This is a genomic window from Microcoleus sp. S13_B4 (assembly GCF_036700885.1).
Lineage (GTDB): Bacteria > Cyanobacteriota > Cyanobacteriia > Cyanobacteriales > Microcoleaceae > Microcoleus.
Genome location: NZ_JAUBPU010000006.1, coordinates 13,641 through 34,605 on the forward strand (window position 1 = coordinate 13,641; position 20,965 = coordinate 34,605).

The 20,965-nt window shown below is 45.0% G+C and carries 16 protein-coding genes and 30 tRNA genes; 4 read left to right on the plus strand and 42 right to left on the minus strand.

Going from position 1 to position 20,965, the window contains the following annotated elements; translation table 11 throughout:
• Positions 1-31: 31 nt before the first annotated feature.
• The 36 genes from QT994_RS05525 to QT994_RS05700 form a co-directional block, all read right to left on the minus strand.
• Positions 32-100 (minus strand) — tRNA-Lys (locus QT994_RS05525).
• 106 nt (positions 101-206) lie between these two features.
• Positions 207-355 (minus strand) — tRNA-OTHER (locus QT994_RS05530).
• Entirely contained in the window at positions 315-515 is a 201-nt protein-coding gene (locus QT994_RS05535) for a hypothetical protein (protein WP_333172405.1), read from the minus strand. The genes QT994_RS05530 and QT994_RS05535 overlap by 41 nt, the downstream gene beginning before the upstream one ends.
• Positions 516-1,187: 672 nt before the next feature.
• Positions 1,188-2,150, minus strand: a complete 963-nt coding sequence (locus QT994_RS05540) for a GNAT family N-acetyltransferase (protein ID WP_333172407.1) — start codon at positions 2,148-2,150, stop codon at positions 1,188-1,190.
• Between the two features lie 189 nt (positions 2,151-2,339).
• Positions 2,340-2,413, minus strand: a tRNA-Lys gene (locus tag QT994_RS05545).
• Positions 2,404-2,550 carry a hypothetical protein gene (locus QT994_RS05550; protein ID WP_333172409.1) on the minus strand — a complete coding sequence of 49 codons (147 nt, stop codon included), beginning with the start codon at positions 2,548-2,550 and terminating at the stop codon, positions 2,404-2,406. Before QT994_RS05550 ends, QT994_RS05545 begins: the two co-directional genes overlap by 10 nt.
• A gap of 180 nt (positions 2,551-2,730) precedes the next feature.
• Positions 2,731-2,802 (minus strand) — tRNA-Lys (locus tag QT994_RS05555).
• A gap of 101 nt (positions 2,803-2,903) precedes the next feature.
• Positions 2,904-3,296, minus strand: coding sequence for a dihydrofolate reductase family protein (locus QT994_RS05560; RefSeq protein WP_333172411.1), 393 nt, complete (start codon positions 3,294-3,296; stop codon positions 2,904-2,906).
• A gap of 208 nt (positions 3,297-3,504) precedes the next feature.
• Positions 3,505-3,885 carry a type II toxin-antitoxin system VapC family toxin gene (locus QT994_RS05565; RefSeq protein ID WP_333172413.1) on the minus strand — a complete coding sequence of 127 codons (381 nt, stop codon included), beginning with the start codon at positions 3,883-3,885 and terminating at the stop codon, positions 3,505-3,507.
• Positions 3,882-4,100, minus strand: coding sequence for a hypothetical protein (locus tag QT994_RS05570; RefSeq protein WP_333044881.1), 219 nt, complete (start codon positions 4,098-4,100; stop codon positions 3,882-3,884). Before QT994_RS05570 ends, QT994_RS05565 begins: the two co-directional genes overlap by 4 nt.
• 132 nt (positions 4,101-4,232) lie before the next feature.
• A tRNA-Ser gene (locus QT994_RS05575) sits at positions 4,233-4,315 on the minus strand.
• A gap of 4 nt (positions 4,316-4,319) precedes the next feature.
• Positions 4,320-4,394: transfer RNA gene (locus QT994_RS05580), tRNA-His, on the minus strand.
• 5 nt (positions 4,395-4,399) lie between these two features.
• Positions 4,400-4,472: transfer RNA gene (locus QT994_RS05585), tRNA-Ala, on the minus strand.
• Positions 4,473-4,519: 47 nt separating this feature from the next.
• Positions 4,520-4,596 (minus strand) — tRNA-Ala (locus tag QT994_RS05590).
• Positions 4,597-4,602: 6 nt separating this feature from the next.
• Positions 4,603-4,676, minus strand: a tRNA-Arg gene (locus QT994_RS05595).
• Between the two features lie 335 nt (positions 4,677-5,011).
• Positions 5,012-5,084, minus strand: a tRNA-Arg gene (locus tag QT994_RS05600).
• A gap of 82 nt (positions 5,085-5,166) precedes the next feature.
• Positions 5,167-5,238 (minus strand) — tRNA-Gly (locus QT994_RS05605).
• A gap of 59 nt (positions 5,239-5,297) precedes the next feature.
• Positions 5,298-5,368 (minus strand) — tRNA-Gly (locus tag QT994_RS05610).
• Between the two features lie 5 nt (positions 5,369-5,373).
• Positions 5,374-5,450 (minus strand) — tRNA-Thr (locus tag QT994_RS05615).
• Positions 5,451-5,623: 173 nt separating this feature from the next.
• A tRNA-Leu gene (locus QT994_RS05620) sits at positions 5,624-5,697 on the minus strand.
• A 124-nt stretch (positions 5,698-5,821) separates the two neighbouring features.
• A tRNA-Pro gene (locus QT994_RS05625) sits at positions 5,822-5,894 on the minus strand.
• Positions 5,895-5,898: 4 nt separating this feature from the next.
• Positions 5,899-5,980 (minus strand) — tRNA-Leu (locus QT994_RS05630).
• A 23-nt stretch (positions 5,981-6,003) separates the two neighbouring features.
• Positions 6,004-6,080, minus strand: a tRNA-Leu gene (locus QT994_RS05635).
• 29 nt (positions 6,081-6,109) lie between these two features.
• Positions 6,110-6,183, minus strand: a tRNA-Gln gene (locus tag QT994_RS05640).
• 5 nt (positions 6,184-6,188) lie between these two features.
• Positions 6,189-6,267 (minus strand) — tRNA-Gln (locus QT994_RS05645).
• A 10-nt stretch (positions 6,268-6,277) separates the two neighbouring features.
• Positions 6,278-6,352 (minus strand) — tRNA-Asn (locus QT994_RS05650).
• A gap of 6 nt (positions 6,353-6,358) precedes the next feature.
• Positions 6,359-6,431, minus strand: a tRNA-Phe gene (locus QT994_RS05655).
• A 4-nt stretch (positions 6,432-6,435) separates the two neighbouring features.
• Positions 6,436-6,522, minus strand: a tRNA-Ser gene (locus tag QT994_RS05660).
• 4 nt (positions 6,523-6,526) lie between these two features.
• Positions 6,527-6,601 (minus strand) — tRNA-Arg (locus tag QT994_RS05665).
• A gap of 34 nt (positions 6,602-6,635) precedes the next feature.
• A tRNA-Tyr gene (locus tag QT994_RS05670) sits at positions 6,636-6,717 on the minus strand.
• Positions 6,718-6,730: 13 nt separating this feature from the next.
• Positions 6,731-6,805, minus strand: a tRNA-Lys gene (locus tag QT994_RS05675).
• Positions 6,806-6,810: 5 nt separating this feature from the next.
• Positions 6,811-6,884, minus strand: a tRNA-Glu gene (locus tag QT994_RS05680).
• A gap of 6 nt (positions 6,885-6,890) precedes the next feature.
• A tRNA-Trp gene (locus QT994_RS05685) sits at positions 6,891-6,965 on the minus strand.
• 180 nt (positions 6,966-7,145) lie between these two features.
• Positions 7,146-7,219: transfer RNA gene (locus tag QT994_RS05690), tRNA-Cys, on the minus strand.
• Positions 7,220-7,294 (minus strand) — tRNA-Glu (locus tag QT994_RS05695). It lies immediately after the preceding tRNA gene.
• Between the two features lie 4 nt (positions 7,295-7,298).
• A tRNA-Asp gene (locus QT994_RS05700) sits at positions 7,299-7,372 on the minus strand.
• Positions 7,373-7,868: 496 nt separating this feature from the next.
• Here QT994_RS05700 and QT994_RS05705 point away from each other — a divergent pair.
• Complete coding sequence (locus QT994_RS05705) at positions 7,869-8,693, plus strand: biotin--[acetyl-CoA-carboxylase] ligase (RefSeq protein WP_333172414.1); 825 nt, start codon at positions 7,869-7,871, stop codon at positions 8,691-8,693.
• Between the two features lie 243 nt (positions 8,694-8,936).
• On the opposite strand, the gene QT994_RS05710 is transcribed toward QT994_RS05705, so the two are convergent.
• Positions 8,937-12,548: an OmpA family protein gene (locus tag QT994_RS05710; protein WP_333172415.1), complete on the minus strand. Its 3,612-nt coding sequence runs from the start codon at positions 12,546-12,548 to the stop codon at positions 8,937-8,939.
• A 120-nt stretch (positions 12,549-12,668) separates the two neighbouring features.
• A complete protein-coding gene (gene pdxA, locus QT994_RS05715; protein WP_333172416.1) occupies positions 12,669-13,766 on the minus strand; it encodes a 4-hydroxythreonine-4-phosphate dehydrogenase PdxA in 1,098 nt (365 codons plus the stop codon).
• 70 nt (positions 13,767-13,836) lie between these two features.
• Here pdxA and petM point away from each other — a divergent pair, with 70 nt between their 5' ends.
• The 3 genes from petM (at position 13,837) to QT994_RS05730 (ending at position 16,035) form a co-directional block, all read left to right on the plus strand.
• Positions 13,837-13,941 (plus strand): cytochrome b6-f complex subunit PetM, encoded by a 105-nt coding sequence (gene petM / locus QT994_RS05720; protein ID WP_172189541.1) that lies wholly within the window; start codon positions 13,837-13,839, stop codon positions 13,939-13,941.
• A gap of 197 nt (positions 13,942-14,138) precedes the next feature.
• Positions 14,139-15,116 carry an NmrA family NAD(P)-binding protein gene (locus QT994_RS05725; RefSeq protein WP_190657002.1) on the plus strand — a complete coding sequence of 326 codons (978 nt, stop codon included), beginning with the start codon at positions 14,139-14,141 and terminating at the stop codon, positions 15,114-15,116.
• Between the two features lies 1 nt (position 15,117).
• Complete coding sequence (locus tag QT994_RS05730) at positions 15,118-16,035, plus strand: NAD(+) kinase (RefSeq protein ID WP_333172418.1); 918 nt, start codon at positions 15,118-15,120, stop codon at positions 16,033-16,035.
• A gap of 104 nt (positions 16,036-16,139) precedes the next feature.
• Here the strand turns inward: QT994_RS05730 and QT994_RS05735 are convergent, their stop codons facing one another.
• The 4 genes from QT994_RS05735 to QT994_RS05750 form a co-directional block, all read right to left on the minus strand.
• On the minus strand, positions 16,140-16,673 hold the full coding sequence (locus tag QT994_RS05735) for a hypothetical protein (RefSeq protein WP_333172420.1): 534 nt from the start codon (positions 16,671-16,673) through the stop codon (positions 16,140-16,142).
• A 332-nt stretch (positions 16,674-17,005) separates the two neighbouring features.
• Positions 17,006-17,833 carry a hypothetical protein gene (locus QT994_RS05740; RefSeq protein WP_333172422.1) on the minus strand — a complete coding sequence of 276 codons (828 nt, stop codon included), beginning with the start codon at positions 17,831-17,833 and terminating at the stop codon, positions 17,006-17,008.
• A 311-nt stretch (positions 17,834-18,144) separates the two neighbouring features.
• Positions 18,145-19,083, minus strand: a complete 939-nt coding sequence (locus tag QT994_RS05745) for a hypothetical protein (RefSeq protein WP_333172424.1) — start codon at positions 19,081-19,083, stop codon at positions 18,145-18,147.
• A 155-nt stretch (positions 19,084-19,238) separates the two neighbouring features.
• Positions 19,239-20,900 carry an ATP-binding protein gene (locus tag QT994_RS05750; protein WP_333172426.1) on the minus strand — a complete coding sequence of 554 codons (1,662 nt, stop codon included), beginning with the start codon at positions 20,898-20,900 and terminating at the stop codon, positions 19,239-19,241.
• Between the last annotated feature and the right edge of the window lie 65 nt (positions 20,901-20,965).

The following is a 20,965-nucleotide window of genomic DNA, read 5'->3' on the forward strand; positions in this document are numbered from 1 at the left end:
TCACTTCGCGCAAGTTAAGAAAGCCGTTGTTCATACGCAGGAGTTGAACCCGCGACCTTTTCCTTAAGAGGGAATTGCTCTACCAGTGAGCTAGTATGTAAGCTTCTTTTGTTGGGGCGCGAAGTGGAACTTTTAAGCGCCGGATAGATATAAAAAATTCAGCTATAAAAGGCAGCGCACAAGTCAGAGAAGCTTTTTATCAGCCTCGCGGCAAGTAGGAATCGAACCTACAATTCGATTTTAAGTCGAACGTTTCCAGTTTGTAAGCTTCTTTAGTTGGGGTGCGCTGCCTAATACGTGCTTTAAGTGAATTTCTAGCCGTAAACAGCTTCGGGGCGGACAATTAAATCACCGCTGGGACGGCGATCCAGAACGTAAGACTCGAAGCGATCGCTCTTGACATCAAAATGATTGGCCAGACGTTCCTTAATAGCCTTGTCGCTCATTCCTGCTGCGATGCCCAGTTGGTTTTCTGCCAAGTCATAGGAACGTCCTTCAAAACGAATGTGAACCATTACCGATACCTCCTAGAGCGATTTGGGATTTGGGATTGGTAGCTTATCTGCTCTCGACTTTGGCTTTTGTGAGACTTAACAAATTGCCAGTATCGGTAAAGATTCACGAAATCTGATAATCTTTACTAAAAGAAGCGCCGTTCTAAATGATAAGCTTGTTGGATTTTGCGGATTTTCTGATCCTTTTTAGTTGAGTGAAATCGAGCTGAATTTGTCTGTTCTGCATCCGCATTAAATTGGTTAAAATTAGACTGATTCTGTACAATCTCTGGCTCGGAGAGAGTCAGTTTGTAACCGAACAGTTTGGTGTAAAGTAACAACATGACAATTCAGTCTCTGTTACAAGACTTTCAAATTGATGTTCCTTGGAATTTCGATCTATATTCAGTTTTCAAGGTTCAGAAGCGGTACGGAAAAGAGAGGTTTTTGTCTGTCCTGTGCTTTCCTTACTTTTATACTACATACATAATACAAAAGTGTCAAGAGGTCGGGAAAAGTTTTTTGGTTTTTGGCTGAAACCCGCTTGGAAAGGTCAACTGCGGTGTAGGCACGGGACACTACGCCTACAATCCGGGGTAGCCACGGGGGCACTATCCCTACAAATTATCTCGTTACTAGGCAGAGCCTAGTAACGCATACCCAGAGGCTCGGCCTCTTCAATCTTGATATCGATTAAATATCCTTAACATAGGAAATACTGTCGCGAATATTGTGGAAGCCAGCAGACTCGTAAAGACGCAATGCACCTGATGAATTTTCAGCATCGACGCCGATAATAGCAGTAGCCACACCGGCAGCTTTCAGTCGATGCAAACCAGCCAGCAACATCGCTCGTCCCAATCCCATTTTGCGGAAGCCGCGCCGAGTGCCGAGACAAGCAATCCAGCCTTCATTGCGCCCGGTACGATCGCACTCTTGCACACTAATTTCGCAGTAACAAAAACTCACAAATGTGCCGTCATCAGCAACAGCAATCAAGTCTAAATCATTTCTGTAATCGGGTTTAGCTAACTCGTGCTTATATTTATCCACCGTTAAATCGTGATGATTCCAGTGATCGATAAACGACTGGTTGAACATTTCTACCCAAGCAGCCGCATCCTGTTCGCCGGGGAACTGACGCAGCGCGAAACCTCCGGGGAAGTGCGGTTCTGGGATCGGTTCAGAGAGCGATCGCGCCATTCGGCAAAAATAGCGATCGACCTTAAAACCGCCACTTGCCAGCACAGAAATGCGATCGCAATCCTCAGCGCGCGCGTAGGTTCGCAGCTTCACGCGCGCGCCCCGCATTGCAGACACTTCGCGCATCCGCACTTCACTCCAGGCGATCGCGGCTGGTTCCACATCACCTCCGCGCGCGTCGGGGTGGACGCGAAACCACAGCCAACCGTCAATTACTTCCCCAGGCTCAGAAACCGACAACTGAGCAAAACCGATTAATTTTCCCTCCGAATCTTCCCAAAGGCGGATATCGCGGCCTACATCTAGGGACAATTGCTTAAATTCTTGTTGTAATTCCAAGATGGAAGTGCCTTCATCGAGCCGATCAACTTCTTCGCAAGTATTGATTAAATGGGCGATCGCATCTAAATCGCGATCGCCCGCATAGCAGCGCCCCGAGAGATTTGCCATCATAGCTAATCACCATTTCCTGTGGTTATTCAGTTTAAAAATAGCTTGGGCGATCGCACTTTTATTGATCGGATGAGCCGATCGGTCGATCGGCATTAAAAATCCGACAACGCCAACACTCACACTCATCCAACCGCTACAGCAGTTGACTGCACTCGTGAGTTTCGATAAATTCAGGTTCAGGATTTGGGATGGGAGTAGAAGGACTTGAACCTTCGACCTTGAGATTAAGAGTCACCTGCTCTAACCAACTGAGCTATACTCCCGCATCTAGGCTACTATAACACAACTGTTCTGAAAATTCAAGTGTTTTTGTATAAATTTGTGCCGATCGCCTGGAGCGAGATTTAATGTAAGGGCGATCGAACCCAGCCAAGAGCCAGTAAGCTACTGATGGTATCATTCGTTTAGTTACTTTCGATCAAGTCGAAGAGGCTATCGTATATTTAACCTTCTACATTTTAAGCTGTCGCGCATTTAATTTATACAATTCTATTTCTTAAAACTCTTGTGGGATGTGCCCCCGAACCCGCCCAAAACATACAATTTAAATGCACAACAGCTTACCTTCTGCCTTTAAAAATGGGTGATATAGGAGTTGAACCTATCTCGTACCGGTTAAAAGCCGGGTGCATCACCGCTCTGCCAACCACCCTTAAAAATTCAGCGTTTGTGTAATTCCTAAAAATATACTTTGTAGTAAAGACTTCACTCGTTTCTTGCCCGCAGCAATTCCAACGAATAAAGTCCTGATTGCTAATGCTTCACTCGATAATGAAGCAACATGAAACCGTTGCTATAGATTTTGCGATCGGCAAGTTCCAAATTTGTCGGATCGAGTGCACGGGAAAAAAGAGGAATTCCCGAGCCGATTACTACCGGATTTAACTTAACAATCATCTCGTCAATCTCAGAAAAAAGAGTGGCCGCTAAAGCACCACCACCGCAGAGCCAGATGTCTTTACCAGTTTCTTTATTCAATTCCTTAACAAATGCGACAGGATTGTCCGAAACAAGTTCAATATTCTCATCGAGACTGGCTTTCATAGTGCGCGAAAAAACATACGGCTTCAAGCTGGGATAAGGATTAGTTACACCAACCTTTAGCCCTACCTCATAGGTTTTCCGTCCCATCAAAACAGCAGCCAACTTCTTGTTTTCTGCACGAATGCCTCGTGCTTCCTAAAAGTGAGCCGGAAAAATTTCAGGAAAGGAATCGAACAAATCAGCGAAATGCTCTCCTGACATAGGAAAACAATCAAATGAGCCATCTTCGCGACCAATAAACCCGTCAACCGTGCAAGTAACGTAATATTTTAGTTTTCTCATGTTTCAAGTTCATTTTGATAATTTGATATTACAACAATTTTACATCGTACTGTTTGAACCTCTCGTCATGTGTAATGATAGTGTAATCTTCTGCTTGGGCTTGAGAAATAATTAAGCGATCGAAAGGATCTTGATGGTAAAAAGGAAGATTTTGCAATTTATCGTAATGGAGGAACTTAGTTTCTAGAATTTGAAAGTCGTGGTTAATCAGAAAATTTTCTAACTCCGACACAGAAATAGACAAAGACAACTTACCGATGCTGATTTTGATAGTAAGCTCCCACAAACTCGCTTGGCTGATATAGATTTCATTGACAGGATTAGCAATCAGCGAGCGCACATACTCATCAAGCCGAGCGTTACCTTCAACAAACCAAATTAGAATGTGAGTGTCAATTAGATATTTCATGGCAACATATATTCTTCAAAACCCGGAGGTGTTTCATCAAAATCATCCGCAACGTAAGTAAAAATTCCTTGACCACAGCCAAATTGACGAGGTTTGAGTACAGCAGTCTTTTCGGGTGACTTTTCTTTCAGTTTTTGGATTTCGTTTAAAAGTTGAATATCCTTTAATAACAAAATCCACTGAATCAATTCTAATTTTAGAACTTGAATGCTCATGGGTTCTATGTTGAATAACTAGCAAATCTAGACTTATTATAAACCAATCCATCCACCGAGGAGGTACTGCCCCTCCTATCGCCGCGTTATCAGCACGGTGTCTCGCTTTTCGACTTCCGGTGGTTAATTAAAAGGAAGATGAAGGAATCGAACCCTTACAGTTACCTGTACCCCAGTTTTCAAGACTGGTTGCCAACCATTTAGCGGCATCTTCCAAGGGGTGTCTGACGGGGCTTGAACCCGCTAATAACTAGCTTCACGGGCTAGCGTCTCGACCGCTTCGACTTCAGACACCGCAGTGGAATCAAGGAGAATCGAACTCCTAACCTCTTGCGTGCAAAGCAAGCGCTCTACCAATTGAGCTATGACCCCGGGTAAAAGATTCACCTGTCGAGTAAATCTAAAATCTAAAATTGGTGTGGTGGATTGCGATCGGATTTGAACCGATATCTTTCTAACAGCCAGTTAGATGCTTTACCAATTAAGCTACGAACCCATTTAGCAGGAGCGGTAGGACTCGAACCCACAACATTCGAGGTAGAAGCTCGACACTCTATCCAATTGAGTTACACTCCCGTATTTGTTGTTGATTTGTGCGATTCCCTACGGGATAGCTGCGCTTCACGCACTTTGACGTGCAAGTTATCAGAGCATTGCGTTTTCTCAGTTACTAGAGGGACTCCGCCGATGAGTTATTACACACTCTTTAAAGGATGGCTACCTTCAAGCCAACCTGCCGGGTTCATGGCACTCCTCGTTCTCAAACGCCCGCTGATTTTGACAGCGTTACCTTTCCTCTCGTACTAAAGTATGTAGGCTCCAAAAATTGGGACACGCAAAGGGCGATCGATCTTAATATAAAAAATTATCCATTCAATGGAATCAACCTCCTTAAATTAAAGCAAAAACAACGAGAGTGGCAGGACTTGAACCCACAACATCCGCGTCCGAAGCGCGGCGCTCTATCCATTGAGCTACACTCCCATAAATTGGTAGTCTTGGCAGGATATTACCCCGCGTCTGCTTGTAAGACAAACGCTCTACCATCGAAGCTCAGGACTACAAAAGCGGATGATGGGACTCGAACCCATGCGCTGAGAATGGCATACTCAGATGCTAGCCGCTACATGACATCCGCAAACCGATTTTAGATTGGAAATTTGAGATTTTGGATTGAAAAAACCTCTCATTTAGCCAAGCGGATAACGAGGCTCGAACTCGTGCCTAGAGTTTGGAAGACTCGAATGCTACCGTTACACCATATCCGCAATTGTGGGGCTGGTGATAGGAATTGAACCTACAACCGACTGATTACAAATCAGTTGCTCTACCTAATTGAGCTACACCAGCACGCCAAGCAGATGGTGAGATTTGAACTCGGAAAAAAGCTTTACAAAAGCCTCATCTTGCCAATTACATCACACCTGCCTTTTTGGTGGCGGGGACAGGAGTTGAACCTGCTATTAAGAGGCTTATGAGACCTCCAAGCCTACCCAGGCTACTTCACCCGCGATGTCACCAAATACCCCTGACTGGCATCGAACCAGCACTAACTAGATCCTAAATCTAGCGCCTCTACCGATTGGGCTACAGGGGCAAAACCGATTTGAGATTTGAGATTTGAGATTGAATAAAACCTCATACCCCTGACAGGCCTCGAACCTGCAAAAAACACTCGTTCTGAGCGAGTGATGTTTTCCAATTACATCACAGGGGTAAAGTCGGGATGGTTGGATTTGAACCAACGACTCCATGCTCCCAAAACATGGCTTCTGGCCGCTGAATTACATCCCGTTCATGCTCAAGCGTGAGACTCGAACTCACACTCAAAATAAAACAGATTTTAAGTCTGCCGCGTCTGCCAATTCCGCCACAGGAGCAAGTAGAAACTTAGTTCAAAATTTGGTACTCCTGGTGAGATTTGAACTCACACAACACAATTTTTGAAATTGCGGCCTCTGCCAATTGGGCTACAGGAGCGTAATTGATCTGCTTTGGTAATAGCAGAACTGGGAAGGCAGGGCTCGAACCTGCATTTTGCCGCTTTCAAAGAGCGGTGCCATACCGATTAGGCGACTTCCCAATAATTGGGTGCCGGGGTAGGCTTTGAACCTACAGAAACTCCTATTTCAGAGATAGGCGACTTTACCAATTTGTCTACCCGGCAATTAAAAAAATGGCTGCCCCAGTAGGACTCGAACCTACAACCTAGCGGTTAACAACCGCTTGCTCTACCATTGAGCTATAAGGCAACGCAATCCCCCAAGTCAGTATCGAACTGACGACCTCTTGTTCTTCAGACAAGCGCTCTACCAACTGAGCTATCGGGGGAAAACGGAGAAGGAGGGATTTGAACCCTCGACGGCTGTTAAACCGCTCTTTCTTAGCAGGAAAGCGCCTTAAGCCACTCGGCCACCTCTCCACAGCGAGAACGGAGGGATTTGAACCCCCAAATCTTCAGTTTCGTAGACTGAGATGTTATCCAGTTACACCACGTTCTCAAGATTGCAACTGCATATTAAATGCAGTTACAAATGGGTCGGGCTGGAATTGAACCAGCAACGCTTTAAGCTACTGTTTTACAGACAGCTACCCACGCCAATAGGAGGGCCGACCCAAGATAGAAATTTTGGTAGGTCGTCGAGGAATTGAACCTCGATCCATCCGCTTAAAAGGCGGCTGCAAAACCATTCTGCCAACGACCCACGAGAAGTGCTGACGGGAGTTGAACCCGCAATCACTTGGGTGAAAACCAAGCGGCTTAAACCATTTGCCTACAGCACTATAAATTGGCACAGGAACTGAGATTTGAACTCAGAATGCTGGTTTTGGAGACCAGAGTGTTGCCAGTTACACCATCCCTGCTTTTGGTGGCAGCGGCGGGATTTGCACCCGAATTGACCAAGGTATGAACTTGGCGCTTTACGATTAAGCTACGCTGCAATGTCACTTTCGCTTCGTTCCTTTTCAAAGTTAAAAAAATCAATTAAAAGACTGTTAGTTTAATCTTTTAATTTCTAATTTTTAATTTCTGATGGGGAACAGAGGTTAGGGCGGGATTTGAACCCGCGCAATTCGGTTTTGCAGACCGACGCCTTCAACCACTCGGCCACCTAACCTGGGAGTCCCGACGAGGTTTGCACTCGCAATCTTCTCCTTGAGGGGGAGACGGCTTGACTTTTGCCTACGGGACTTTGACGGGAGTAACGAGACTTGAACTCGCAACCTTTCGCTCGACAGGCGACTGCTCTGACCGGTTGAGCTATACCCCCGCGACAATGAACAATATTCTGTCCTTGAATTACTCAAGTTGGGACGGGGTGGCGGTTGATTCCGCGTACTACAACCCGATCGGGCTATTGTTGCCGGAGTCTACACCGCCGATGTCCACAATTATGTGACACGATTAACTTCCTATTCAGTTTTCAAGGTTCATGTTGCTCGTGGGGTAAGGCTTTAAAGCTCTTTCCCCTTCGCCATACATTTATACTACATTACGTAATACAAGACTGTCAAGGGGGTAATACAACTTTTTTTGAAATTGGGTTTTTTAAAGGGGTGTCGATCGCTCCAACCAATCCTCTGCGTCCCCCAAAACCCTTATAAATCAGGAGGTTTTGGGGCTAAACTGATGTTGTGGCGTAAGGTTAATCTGATGCTGAAACTGTACTACACTCCAATGTCTCTGAATTCTCGCCGTCGCGCGAGGTGGCACTTGTGCAAAATGCGATAATCAGCTTTTAGATATCAAATACTACAAATCAAACCTTGTCTGAATTGCCCTTAACTCCCGTGCCCGCATTGCCAGAAGCCGATCGCCCAAACCTCCCTCACTGGCTACACTCCTTGGATACCTGTCCGAGTACCAACAGTTGGGCGATCGCCCGCGCGGCCCAACTCCACCACGGAGATGCAGTATTTACTAAGCGACAAACCAGCGGGCGCGGCCAACACGGGCGCACCTGGCACGCCCCAACTGGTGTCTTGACTGTTAGTTTTGTACTCGAAAACCTCAACCCCACTCTGTTGCCCGGACTCAGTTTAGCAGCGGGTTTAGCCGTGATTTACGCGATCGAAGATTTGGTTCCCGACTGTCGCGATATGCTGCGCCTGAAATGGCCAAACGATGTCTGGATCGATCGCCACAAATTAGCCGGAATTCTCTGCGAAGCCACTTCGGGCAATGCTTTGGGCAAAACTCGCGCCGTTGTGGGAATTGGACTCAACCGCTGCGTAGATTTCGCGGCTGCGGGATTGGATGAAAGGGATCTCGGCAATGCGGTAAGCTTGCATTCTATTGCTAGTACAGTACCAGATGAACTGTGTTTGGTCGATCAACTGCGGCACTATTTACTCGAACTAGCCGATATGTTTTCTACCACCGACAAGCCAGCCTCCAAGTCCGGTTTAGCGCTACTTTTGCCGGAATTGCGCCGCCGCGATGGGTTGATTGGCTGCCCGGTGGCGATCGAACTTGCGTCGGAAACCATCTGCGGAGAAGCCGCCGGCATTGACGGATGCGGCCGCTTGCTAATATGCTTGGCGGGCGATCGAATACAAGCCTTTACCTCTGGGCGAGTTCAATTAATTTAAGAGCAAGAAGGAAGTTCGGCAACGGATTATGTAACGGATGTAACGGATGTAACGGATGTCAGGAAGAAGGAAGAAGGGAAATGGAGTCAGAGCAATATTTTCAGCTATAAAAAATGTCCTAACCTTCTTGCGAGTTACTATCAATTAAGAGAAAGAAGTCATTAGGCATTAGTCATTAGGGAAAATTCTCCCTTAACAATGCCCAATGCCCAATGCCCGATGCCCAATTCCCAATTCCCTATTTTAATTTATCACCTCAAATACTACCAATCTGCTCAGCCACAGCGGTTGAGTTGCTTCCACACCTTCAGGACGGCCCTTAGTAGAAGCAACTTGTATTCTGTTGCCCTTTATCCCTTGTCTAACCAAAATATTTTTCACATTTGTCGCCCTTTCCAGTGCCAACTTTTGATTTTCTACCGGAGTGCTTTTAAAATCGCTGTAGCCAACTATCCTTAAATTCTTCGTGCTATTTTTCTCCATATATTCCTTGACTTTGCTAAGCTTTTCTGCTACATCTTTCGCCTGCAAACTTGCAGAACCTGCACCGAAATAGACGCGAACTGGCATTATTATCCTTGGTGGCGGTGGAGTTCCTATTATCACTGTATTTGTTACAGACTTCACCCCCGGAATTTTCTCAAAAGCTTGAGTTATTTTCTGAGCATCTGGCACTTTGCTCACGCTGCCTGCAACGGCGACTTTTCCCTCTGCATAGCGAGCTGAGATATCAATGCTTTCTACTTTATTCAAAAGAGCTGCCGTCCGCTTGACATCGGCTTCTACTAAAACCGGATCGGGAGGTACTTCAACCGCTATAATTTTATTTTCAATTCTTAATTTTGGAGCCGCTTGCTGAGCGATTTTTTCCGCTTTCGAGCGCAGCTTTTGATTCGGCACTCGTCCCGAAATTTTTAATAATTTATCTTTAACATCTGCCGCGATACGATAAACCGATAATTCGGGAGCAGATTGTAATGCTAAATTTGTATCTGCTTCTAAGCTCGCTTCAACTCCGCTGCGGTATTGATGAATTCCCCAAGGTACGCCAATTAAACCTAACGTTGCCAAACCGATAATTGGTAAAATTGGCCGTTTAGGAGATTTAACTTTTACCTTTGTATCGATTAATTTTTGCAAGTTCGAGTTTACTTCTGGTGGCACAGTTGCGGGATCGCCGTTAAATGACTGAATTTGATCTCCGTATTCTTGAACAATATTGTTGAATATCGCTCGCATTTTGTACTTAAACCACTGGCGGGTTTCTCCTTGTATAACTACTGCCAGATAACACGAACCCGCTACTTCCAATACTATCTTAGATGTGCCGTATTCTATAGCATCAATCTCTGCAATATTTCCCGACTGAGATATGCAATCGTTGACAAAAGCCCGAATAGCAGTCAGCATCCCTGCTACCATTTCTGATTCTAGCTGTTCGCGTTCAGAATGCTGCACTGCTGAAATTACTAAGCCCGATTGTGTTTGAATTAAAAAAACAGCTTTCACACTCAGTGGTGTTGTTTCTTTCATCAGCAATTCTGCTTCAGAAATGCCCTGTAATTTGGCTTTAATTTTGCGACTAATTCCCTCTGGGCTTAAAGCTGATTCTAGTTTTTCATTAATCTCCCGCATCATCTCGGCGATGTATTTTAAAATCGTGCTGCCGATGATCGGATAAAGTGCATCCGACATTGCTTCTCGCTTGAGATGAATTTGCTGTTTGATAGCGGCGGCCATTTCCGGCGCGATCGCCCTTGCAATTTCATCGGGCGCTTCACTCATTCTGTGGCTGATTCCCACAGTCAGAGCCGGCGATATGGCTACTCCCATCGATTGTCTATTTTCTCGGCTTTTCGTATTAATTATTTCATCAATTATCGGAGCTATGGTTTCGACAAATGATTTTCTAGACTCATTAATTGTTTGGAGCATCATTTCGGGAAACATGATTTTAATTCGGGCGATTAATTCTTCCCGATCGCCTCCCCATTCAGCATCAGTAATTTTGCGATCGAGTTCCCCTACTTTATCGTTGAGTCTGTAATTATAACTCACAACTTCATCTAACAAAGGTAAAATAGATTCGATGACAGACTTTTGCAGTTGTGCGTGATGGCTAACCATCAGCTCGTCAATCAAAGGTTTCAGTAAATCGGTAAACAAGTCTGTCGATTCATAAATCCGGTGTTCGATCGCCACAATCTTTTGTTCGATAGTCCCCAGTCTTTCCTCAATCCTTTTATTTTGAATGATTGCATCGACAGCGGGGGCGATCGCAGATTCTATCTCTAGCTTTGCTTCCCCGATGTTTCGAGACAGCATTTCTACAATCACTGGCATTATTCTTGCCATCAACCCTTCTATCTCGGCTAAAACTTGCTGCTGAACTTCGACAATCTTACTTTCATTATTTAATATTTGTGCTGCAATACCGCTGTTTTGAATAGCCGTGTTGACACCGGGCGCGATCGCCTCTCTCACCTCTAACTTTGTCTCCTCTATTTTCCGGTTCAGCGACTCAATCATTAACGGCATCAATCTTGCCATTATTTCTTCCGGCTGAGACTTTTGCTGTCGCTGAAGATTATTTAGTCTACTTTCTACGTCGCTCAATTTTCCTTGAAGTTCTCTTTGAAGAATTGCTGATTCTATCAAAGGTTGGATCGTCGCGGCTACCTGTAATTTTGATTCATCGATTTTCCGGTTCAGCGAATCAGTTATTGCTGGCATTACTATCGCCATTATCTCTTCTGGCTTCTGAATTGGCGACTGTTGCGTAGCCAGCCGCTGCTCGACGATGCTCAATACTTTTTCTTCTATTTCTACCCAAGCTATTCTTACCTGTACTGAGGGGGCGACAGCTTCTACAACCTCTAACTTTAATTCACTAATTTTGCGGTTCAGCAAATCGCTAACTACCGGCACTAGCTGCTTGATTAAATCTTCCGGTTGCTGCTGGTAACGCTGCTGAATATTCGCAACTCTATCTTCAATTCTTACTACCTGTTCTTCAAGTCCGTTTTGATTGTGAATTACTTGATTGACTTTCGGTGCGATCGCCGAAGCTACCTCTAACTTAGACTCCTCTACCTTACGCTTGAGCAACTCGCCCATTACCGGCATCAACCGTTGCATTAAATGTTCTGCATTCGGCAGTTGCGGCTGGTTGAAGTTAGCAATTTGATTTTCCAAATCCGCTAATATTGTCTGCAATTCGAGCCGATTCATTTTATCATTGCTAGCGAGTTCTATCGCCTTTTTAAATTCAGACTTCAACCCCTCTAATTCATCTCTCAGTAACTCAGGAATTAACGGTCTCAGTAAAGTCATCAACTCTTGGGGTTCAGACATCAACTTCTCAAATTTTTCTAACCTTTGTTCCACGCTCAAAACATTACTGTAAAATTCTGGTAAATCCCTTTCAAACAGCAGTTGTTGCAACCGCTTAAACTCCTCTACTGCTTGTTCTAATTCTTCCTCCGACGGCCGATTTTTTGGGGCTACCTTCCCCGCTATAGATACATCGGATTCCTCATTATTATTTTGTCGTCTTTGAGATGGGATCTCCTCCTCGTTAGTTAATACTTCCGGTATAATACTCGGTGATTCGATCCGAAAAGACAATTGTTTGCGCCGATTTTCCTCATCCTCCAACCGCTGCACAGACTTTTCAGAAAGCGGTAACTTCAGCTCGCTGGGTTCTTTTTTTGACTTTTTTAATAACTGGAATTCAGTCAGTATGGTTAGCAATTCCTGAAGTTGCTCTCCTGCTTTAGAACTTGCCATAGTTGCATCAGAAACCTCTTTTTCTGACTGATATATTTTGTTTGAATTATCCTTAGATTCTGCCATACTGCGCTACCCAAATGTGATTTTTGTCGACCGAAGGAAATTACCAGCTTGCTTGCCGCCTCACCCCAGCGAAAATCAATAGGAATGACACAATTGTTCCAAGCGTCAGGCGTACTAAAGCTATCGCCCTATTTTAACTGCTGTTCTGCGACTAGCCAACTGGGCCGCCAACTGCAATGCTGCCTTCATGCTGGAGGCATCTGCAATCCCTTGACCTACAATATCAAAAGCTGTGCCGTGATCCGGAGATGTGCGGACAAAAGGCAAGCCAATTGTAGTGTTGACTGCTTTATCGAAAGCCATCAATTTTACTGGAATCAACCCCTGGTCGTGGTACATTGCCAAGTAACCGTCGTGAGCTTCCTTGGCTAAACCGTACCAAACTTTAGCCGGTTTTACCCACAAGGTATCTGGGGGGACTGGCCCGTCTAACTGCACTTGAGGAAAGCGATCGCGCTGCGTTTCCAACCAAGGTATCATCCAGTCTTGCTCTTCATTTCCCAGTTTGCCGTTTTCGCCGCTGTGAGGATTTAAGCCAGAAATCGCAATTTTCGGTCTTTCTAGCCCAAAATCTTCCCGCAAACACTCTACCAGCAATTCTAGTTTTTCGCTCAATAATTCTGGAGTCAACGCATCGGGGACTTGACGCAGGGCAATATGTGTGGTAGCGAGTAAAGTTACGAGCGTCCAGCCACTGTGTGGAGATGTGGCGGCAAACAGCATTCCGAACCGCTGCGATTTTGCCCTTTCTGCGAGTAGTTCTGTTTGTCCGGGATAATTGTAACCGGCCGCCTGCCAGCAAGTTTTGGAAATCGGGCCTGTCACGATCGCGGAGAATTCGCCGGCGATGGTACGGGCGATCGCACTTTCCATGTAAGCAAAGCTAGCCGCCCCGCTAGCTGCACTCCCGACACCAGGGACAATTTCGCCCCACTTGCTGTCTGGTTCAATATCAATAATGTTTAATGTTTCGGGATTTGCCGCTTCTGCTGCTGGATTGGTCGATCGCAACTTCTCGTAAGTTTGCAGCAAAATTCTCTTAGATCCGAAAACCGTCACCATCAAAGCAGCAGCGGGATCTGCCAATGCCTTGAGAATAACTTCCGGGCCAATTCCTGCCGGATCTCCCAGAGTTACAGCTAGTTTTGATTCCCGATCGAGACTCAAGGCAGTTCTCTCCAACAATATACAGGAATTTCGGCACTGAAATTTTAGCATTCATGTACCTGCTTGCCCCAAATTATATTATCTTTATTTAATGCGATCGCCCAATTAGACATATAAAACCATGAATCCTGAAATTTTCAATGCAGCCTTTTTGTCCTTTTCCCTAATTTTCGTGGGTATAGGTGGAGGCTTCCTCCTGCTCAAATTACAAGGCGGCGAAGAATAAGTTTTTTTCAACCAATCCTTCAGAAGCCTTCTACCTTCTGTCTTCTAGAGTCTACTTTCTGCCGAAAACCAGCATTCTGCCGAATATCTCAAGCCTAAAATGAGAAAATTTCAGGTTTTTGTTAAGTTTTTATAACAAACTTAACAAAAACCTGATACCATCTTATAGAAAGTTTAAGATTCATAATTAATCCCTAGATGACTTTATTGATTTTAGGTGCCACCGGCACTCTCGGCCGCCAAATAGCCCGCCGCGCCCTAGACGAGGGCTACCAGGTGCGCTGTTTAGTCAGAAGTTACAGAAAAGCTGCATTTTTGAAAGAATGGGGCGCTGAACTCGTACCGGGGAACCTTTGCCAGCCAGACAGTCTGCCTCCGGCCCTAGAAGGTGTCAGTGCTATTATCGATGCAGCAACAGCGAGTGCAGCCGATTCTGTCAGCATCAAAAGAGTAGACTGGGACGGAAAAGTATCGCTGATCCAAGCAGCAGCAGCAGCAGGCATCAAGCGTTACATATTCTTTTCCTTTCTCGACGCGGAGAAATATCCCCAAGTCCCCTTGTTGGAAATCAAGCGCTGTACCGAATTGTTCTTAGCAGAATCCGGTCTAGACTACACAATCTTGAGACCTTGCGGCTTTTTGCAAGGACTGCTGAGCCTGTATGCAATGCCGATTTTGGACAATCAGGCAGTCTGGCTGCCCAACAAGCCATCCGCCCTTGCCTACATGAACACTCAGGACGTTGCTAAATTTGCCGTCCGGGCCCTTTCCGTTCCCGAAACTGAGAAAAAAAGCTTTCCGGTGGTGGGAAATCGCGCTTGGGATGCTGACGAAATCGTGCGGTTGTGCGAACGGCTGTCAGGGAAGCAAGCCAAAATTACGCGCACCCCAGACGCCTTGTTGAAGGCTACTCGTCAATTTGCTAAGTTCTTTCAGTGGAGTTGGAACGTAGCTGACAGATTGGCTTTTTCAGAAGTTTTGGCAGCCGGAAAACCCTTGAAAGCTCCGATGGATGATGTTTACAGTGTCTTCGGAATCGACCCCAAAGAAACTACTACTTTGGAGTCTTATCTCGAAGAATACTTTAATCTGATTATGAAGAAGCTCAAGGAAATAGAGTACGAGCAGCTTAAAACTAAAAAACGGAGTAAACAAAAAATGCCCTTTACATTTTAAAGTGCCGAAAGCTGGGATTATATACAACGACGTTAAACCTGTGGCTTGTCGCATCGCCGCAGAGTTAGAAGACAAGCTGACTGCCCGCGGCTGGGAGGTTTGCTCGGTTTCTGGTTCCGGAGGAATTCTGGGCTATTCTAGCCCCGATCGCCCTATGTGCCACAATCCGATCGAACAACTCGTCCCCCCCGGTTTTGACAGCGACATGGAGTTTGCAGTGGTTTTGGGCGGCGACGGTACGGTGCTGTCGGCATTTCGCCAAGTCGCTCCGATTGGAGTGCCGCTGCTGACTGTCAATACCGGTCACATGGGCTTTTTAACAGAAACTTACCTGAACTTGCTGCCGCAAGCTTTGGAAAAGGTAATCGCCGGAGAATACGAAATAGAAGAAAGATCGATGCTGGCCGTGCGGCTGTTTCGAGAAAACGACTGCCTCTGGGAAGCTCTTTGTCTGAATGAAATGGTGCTGCACCGGGAACCGCTGACTTGTATGTGTCATTTTGAAGTGGCGATCGGTCAGCACGCCTCTATTGACATTGCCGCAGATGGAGTCATCATCGCGACTCCGACAGGATCGACAGCTTACGCCCTTTCTGCCGGTGGCCCTGTCATTATTCCCGGAGTGCCGGTGTTGCAGTTGCTGCCTATTTGCCCGCATTCAATGGCTTCGCGGGCTTTGGTTTTTTCCAACACCGAGCCGGTCAAGATTTTGCCGGCGAGTCCAAACCGCCTGGTAATGGTGGTAGACGGCAACGGCGGATGTTATGTTCTGCCCGAAGATTGGGTGCAAGTCGAGCGAGCTCAGTACCCAGCCCGCTTTATTCGGGTGCAATCTTTTGAGTTTTTCCACATTTTGCGGGAAAAATTGGGCTGGGGTTTGCCTCACATTGCTAAACCGAGTTCCGTTGAGTTGCCTTGATAGTTGTTGTTGACACTCCCCGACTATCAAGGTACGGGGATTGTTGGCTCAACCAGTTGGAAAAAGCCTTCTTGTTAAACGTGCCGCATTTAAGTCCTTGACTGCTATTGAGTAATGCGAATCGAATCTTGAATTTGCTGAACTTGTTTTTCTGTATCACTGTCGGAGTAAAGGGTCTGTAGCATAATTGTTTCTTTTTTCCCTGTGGCAACATAGGTGACAATGCCTGCGGGAAACCCGTCGTCATAGGATTCATACAATCGCACTGCTTTTTTGCCGTTAATGGTTAGACGTTCGGTCTTAATCGTCGTCTTAGGAATTTCTCTGGAACTCGCTTTCATAGAGGTTTCCAGGTTTTCCTCACTGATGGTTGCAAGCACGCGAATCAAACCCTTGGGGGCAAATCCACCGCCTCTATCGGGGAAATTTTTGTTGTGTAAATGAAGGCTATTCGCACTTGCGCCCCTGGGATTTTCGAGCCAATTTCGGGGTGCTTTGAAGGTCAAATTGCCGATCGCGTGGGTTTTGAGCTGTGATTCTTGGGTTTGGGCTTGCGCGAGTAGGGTAGTGTGGTCTACGAATAGGGTGGGTGTCGCGATCGCGATCATACTGGCGAGGATAGTCAGGAATTTCTTCATTGGCGAGTATGTCCGATTGATAGTTTTGGCAAATATTATGCAGGCTTAAAATGCCCGCCATGTTTCACGATTCAAGAAAAAGCCATTACCTTCCCATTCGTACAAGTCAAACCGGCTGCCATTGCCTTACAGCTCTGTTTATTCTACCAATTTTCTGTAGGTCAAGCTCTCGATCGAGCTTCCGAATCATCTCCAAAGTCAGGCAGCGTTTGGGAGATAACGTTTCGCTTGAGCGGCTGCAAATAACTTTAAATTAATCACCGATGACTTTCGACAGTCCGCTCCAAGCGAATTGTTAGGTGTTGCCTAGATGTCACTTACCTAAGAACAACTTAAATATTTGCTTGCTGTAAAAGTTTTAAAATAGAAGTTGAACGGGTCATATAGGAAAGCCCAGTATGATGAAACATTGATGGCACAGATGTTTCTTCCCAAAAATGACCAGACATGATTCCTGCAAGCAGCGCAGGTCGCCAGGCCGGATCGTTTATATCCCCATCAGGAGGAAATCCTCTTGCTGGTAGAAAGACCGGGCTACCACTTGATCCAGAAAAAGACAATCCTGACATAAGAATTATATCGTCGGTCTTTATTTGGTCGTTAGTAAATGATATTTGTGGCAGAGAAGCTACTGTGCATTGACGAGCTACAGGAAGTTTCCATTTTTCATCCCACCAGTGCCGACCATTCTGCCCTGGAAAACCAATAAAAAAAGATGTTTCCATCGGCCCAATAATTAGACGATTGGCAAAACTTTTCTCATCAATAAGATTTTCAAACTTGAGAATTTCTCTATTTGGATCAGATGGAATTTCTTTATGAAATTTTGGTTCAACAAGAATAGAGCAGTCAGATGATGGGGAAGAGAACAAACAATTTTCTATATTTTCTACATCAAAGAAATCTGTATTCTCTGTGGGCTGGCTTGATTCATAATATCGTAATTCTATAGAAATCTTATAAAGCTTTAATAATGGTTTGTTGGGGAATTTTATAGATGGATCAACATTATGTTTGTTGGTAACAAAAATATTCTTTCCACTCTGGGAAATCATCCAGAATCCAGTCCCATAACCAATTTTTTCGTTTCCTATATCATCCGTAAAAATTATTTTTATGCGGTGTGTTATCCAAAAAATATTTGTGGTAAGACCAAGCATATGGCTGTTCTCAAACTTATTTGTCTATAAAAACTAGGTTAAAACTAATATTAGTTTAACTGACTACACCTAACTTATAATTGTATCGCAGTTGCGGTACAATACTAGATATAGTCGAATAATACCGCAGATCAAGGATGTATGTCAACCCATTTTTACTCCTATCAGAATCTCCTTTCCTGGATCGAGTTCGCTGCACGATTCGGCTTAAACACTTAAGCCGTCGTACAAAAAAAAGCTGTCTTTATTAGATTTTAGATTAGAGAGCCTTTAGAGTCGATTTTTTTGTAAAAGGGTTTACTCATTTCTATCTATTTCCTATTTAATAGTTGTTGATATGATGTAAATTTTGTTGCTCTAGCACTCGTCCCCTGGTTTACCAAACCGAGTTTTTCACAAATAATTTTATAAATCTTTGGAGGAAATCCCCCAGAAAACGGCCATTCTTTACCTCCATCTTCCATTATCACAATACCTGAAATATTTGGATACCTATAACCAAGTTTATGTTTTACAATATAAGCTGAGAGTTCCTTACTATTCTTAAATTTTAAAGGACGCATCTCTGCTAATAGTTGCTTCAACTCATCGTTCGGGTCGTTTGGTGGTGGATCAGGTTTTGGTGGTGGTGGAGGATCATGTTTTGGTGGTGGTGGAGGATCATGTTTTGGTGGTGGTGGAGGATCATGTTTTGGTGGCTCAGACTCATTCTTTTGTTGCTCAGACTCATCAGCCTTCGTTTTCTTTAAACGATTATTAGCTATTAGTCGTGCAATTTCATTTGGGAGTAAAGCTTCTGCCTCCCTGCGTCGCTCATCCTTTGCCGCTCTAAGCTGACTCTTTAAGTTATCTCGCTCAACACTTAGTTCATGTCTGCGAGCTACTCCAACCAACTCTCTCGTTACAATGTCAAGCCAACTAGGTTTTGGAGAGCCTATATTTTTCCAGATACTCTCTATTTTTTGCTTTAAACCACACAATTCATTTGTGTAACTTTTAGGGATATCGTCTGCGTTTAGCCAAAGCTTACTAACTTGTTCGCCTTTTTCGGTGGTTTCAATTTCATACCAGAAATTGACTGTTTCAAAAGCTTCGCCACTGTCCAGTTTTTGAGCTAATTCAGGATGTTTTCTCCTGATTTTTTTAATATGGAAGAAAACTTTTCCATCAGGATTAAAAAAAGTATGACCGACAAACCCAAATCCTCTATCAGGATTGTAGCCTTTGATACTGCCGAAGTCTATTGTCATAAAGCTAATTCTATTCACTACTTATAGTTGTATCGCAGTTGTGGTACAATACTGAATATAGTCGAATAATACCGCAGATCGAGGATGTAGGTCAACCCGTTCTTACTCCCCATCGGAATCTCCTTTCCTCGATAGAACTCGCCACACGATTCGACTCAATCACTTAAGTCGTCGCACTGAAAAAAGCTATCTTTATTATATTTTAGATGAGAGTCGATCGCACACTTTCGGCGATCGCAAAAATCGAGACATTCATCAGAACTTCTCCACGCACGAATAACTGTAACGGTTCGCCCCATTGGTGTCAGATGAATTTCAGTATTCAACCGTTCTTCTAATTCCAGCGCATTCTCGCGTCGATCGAATATCACCAACCACCCTTCATCTTGTCCCAATCGAGCCAAATACCCATCTAACTGTTCCAAACCTTTACTCAACGGATCGACTTTCCGAGTTCGCCAAACCTTCAGTTCAATTCCCAATGTTACCTCACCATAACGCAAACATAAATCCATTCTGTCGCGTCCGATCGCATATTCCCGCTCCAATGTTCCCCCACCATTAATCACCCGATGCAGAAATGCCATCAACACTAAATGCGGTGCAATTTCGGGATAAGAAGCACTTTTGAGTAACGGTTCGCCATGCTGTAACCAAAATTCCAGAAAAGTTTTGAGTAACGCTTGCGTGTCTAATTGGCCTTCATGAGTCAACCAACTCGGTGCAATTTGGGGCAATGAAGCCATTGGCGTTACGGTGAGCACGCGGGGCAAAACTTCGCGATAAATTGGGTTAGCGATCGTCAATCCACCCTGAACATCCATCTTACACAAACCCAAATCGATTAAAAACTGAATATCATCATTGGGGATATTGCCCAGTTCCAAACCCGCCAACATCGGCTCGATAATGGCTTTGACTCGGTTTTCTCTGAGTCGTTCTGCCAAGCTATCCAAATGCGTATCTTGCCGTTTTATTAAAATTTCTTTAGCTGATAAAATATGTTCTGGTGTAATTTCTATAGATTCATCTGTTACTAATTCTTCTACAATTTCCTTAGCTAAAGCATTCACTAACCAAGGTTGTCCCTGAGTCAGTTCAAAAGCTAAGGCGACGGCTTCAGGTGTAAAAACTTGTCCGGTATCTTGGGTATGTTGCGCGTAGAGTTCCGCGACTTCTGAGGCATTAAAATCTCTGAGAGTAATCGATCGCACTTTAATATTAAACGGACTGGATGTATTGAGTCGATCGCTTCCCCCAGCAGCCACTTTGTAATCGCGAACATCCCGCAAACCAATTAAACCCACCGATTGCGGAAACGCTTTCGGGCGATTGGGATAACCATCGCGTAATTGGCGCAGAATAGAAATCAAAGCTTGGTCTTGTAGTGCGTCAATTTCGTCGATCAAAATGACTAGAGGACGAGATGAAACTTGTGCCCAAGCTTGTAAAGCAGCCCGGATTTTCTGTCCCGATTGCATCGCTGTCCAGTCAGGCGGTTGTAATTCGGGTGGGAGGCGGACGGAAATATTGTCTCGCCAAGCACCGAGAATCGCCTCTTCTGCACCCGCGATGTCTTGACTGAAGGGTGCGCCGACTTCTACCGACAGCATCACGGCGGTGTATTGTCCGCTTTCGGTGAGTTGTTTGGCTAACGCCAGCATAGCGGTGGTTTTCCCCACTTGCCGGGGTGCATGGATGACGAAATAGCTTTGCTGAGCAATCAGTCGCTCTAAATTCGGGAGGCGACGGGTGGCAGGAAGCAGATAGTGGATGTCATCGCGGCAAGGGCCGGCAGTATTGAACCAACGCGGCATAGGTCAACTGGGGCGAATGGGGCTGTTCTCAGTTTACTTTACTGTTGTTGGAATGGCGTTCTAGT

Excerpts from the sequence above, each read along its gene's own strand:
- QT994_RS05535 (WP_333172405.1), bottom strand. The coding sequence starts at position 515 with ATGGTTCACATTCGTTTTGAAGGACGTTCCTATGACTTGGCAGAAAAC.
- QT994_RS05540 (WP_333172407.1), bottom strand. The coding sequence starts at position 2,150 with ATGATGGCAAATCTCTCGGGGCGCTGCTATGCGGGCGATCGCGATTTA.
- QT994_RS05550 (WP_333172409.1), bottom strand. The coding sequence starts at position 2,550 with ATGATACCATCAGTAGCTTACTGGCTCTTGGCTGGGTTCGATCGCCCT.
- QT994_RS05565 (WP_333172413.1), bottom strand. The coding sequence starts at position 3,885 with ATGAAATATCTAATTGACACTCACATTCTAATTTGGTTTGTTGAAGGT.
- QT994_RS05570 (WP_333044881.1), bottom strand. The coding sequence starts at position 4,100 with ATGAGCATTCAAGTTCTAAAATTAGAATTGATTCAGTGGATTTTGTTA.
- QT994_RS05710 (WP_333172415.1), bottom strand. The coding sequence starts at position 12,548 with ATGGCAGAATCTAAGGATAATTCAAACAAAATATATCAGTCAGAAAAA.
- pdxA (WP_333172416.1), bottom strand. The coding sequence starts at position 13,766 with ATGCTAAAATTTCAGTGCCGAAATTCCTGTATATTGTTGGAGAGAACT.
- petM (WP_172189541.1), top strand. The coding sequence starts at position 13,837 with ATGAATCCTGAAATTTTCAATGCAGCCTTTTTGTCCTTTTCCCTAATT.
- QT994_RS05725 (WP_190657002.1), top strand. The coding sequence starts at position 14,139 with ATGACTTTATTGATTTTAGGTGCCACCGGCACTCTCGGCCGCCAAATA.
- QT994_RS05735 (WP_333172420.1), bottom strand. The coding sequence starts at position 16,673 with ATGAAGAAATTCCTGACTATCCTCGCCAGTATGATCGCGATCGCGACA.
- QT994_RS05740 (WP_333172422.1), bottom strand. The coding sequence starts at position 17,833 with ATGCTTGGTCTTACCACAAATATTTTTTGGATAACACACCGCATAAAA.
- QT994_RS05745 (WP_333172424.1), bottom strand. The coding sequence starts at position 19,083 with ATGACAATAGACTTCGGCAGTATCAAAGGCTACAATCCTGATAGAGGA.
- QT994_RS05750 (WP_333172426.1), bottom strand. The coding sequence starts at position 20,900 with ATGCCGCGTTGGTTCAATACTGCCGGCCCTTGCCGCGATGACATCCAC.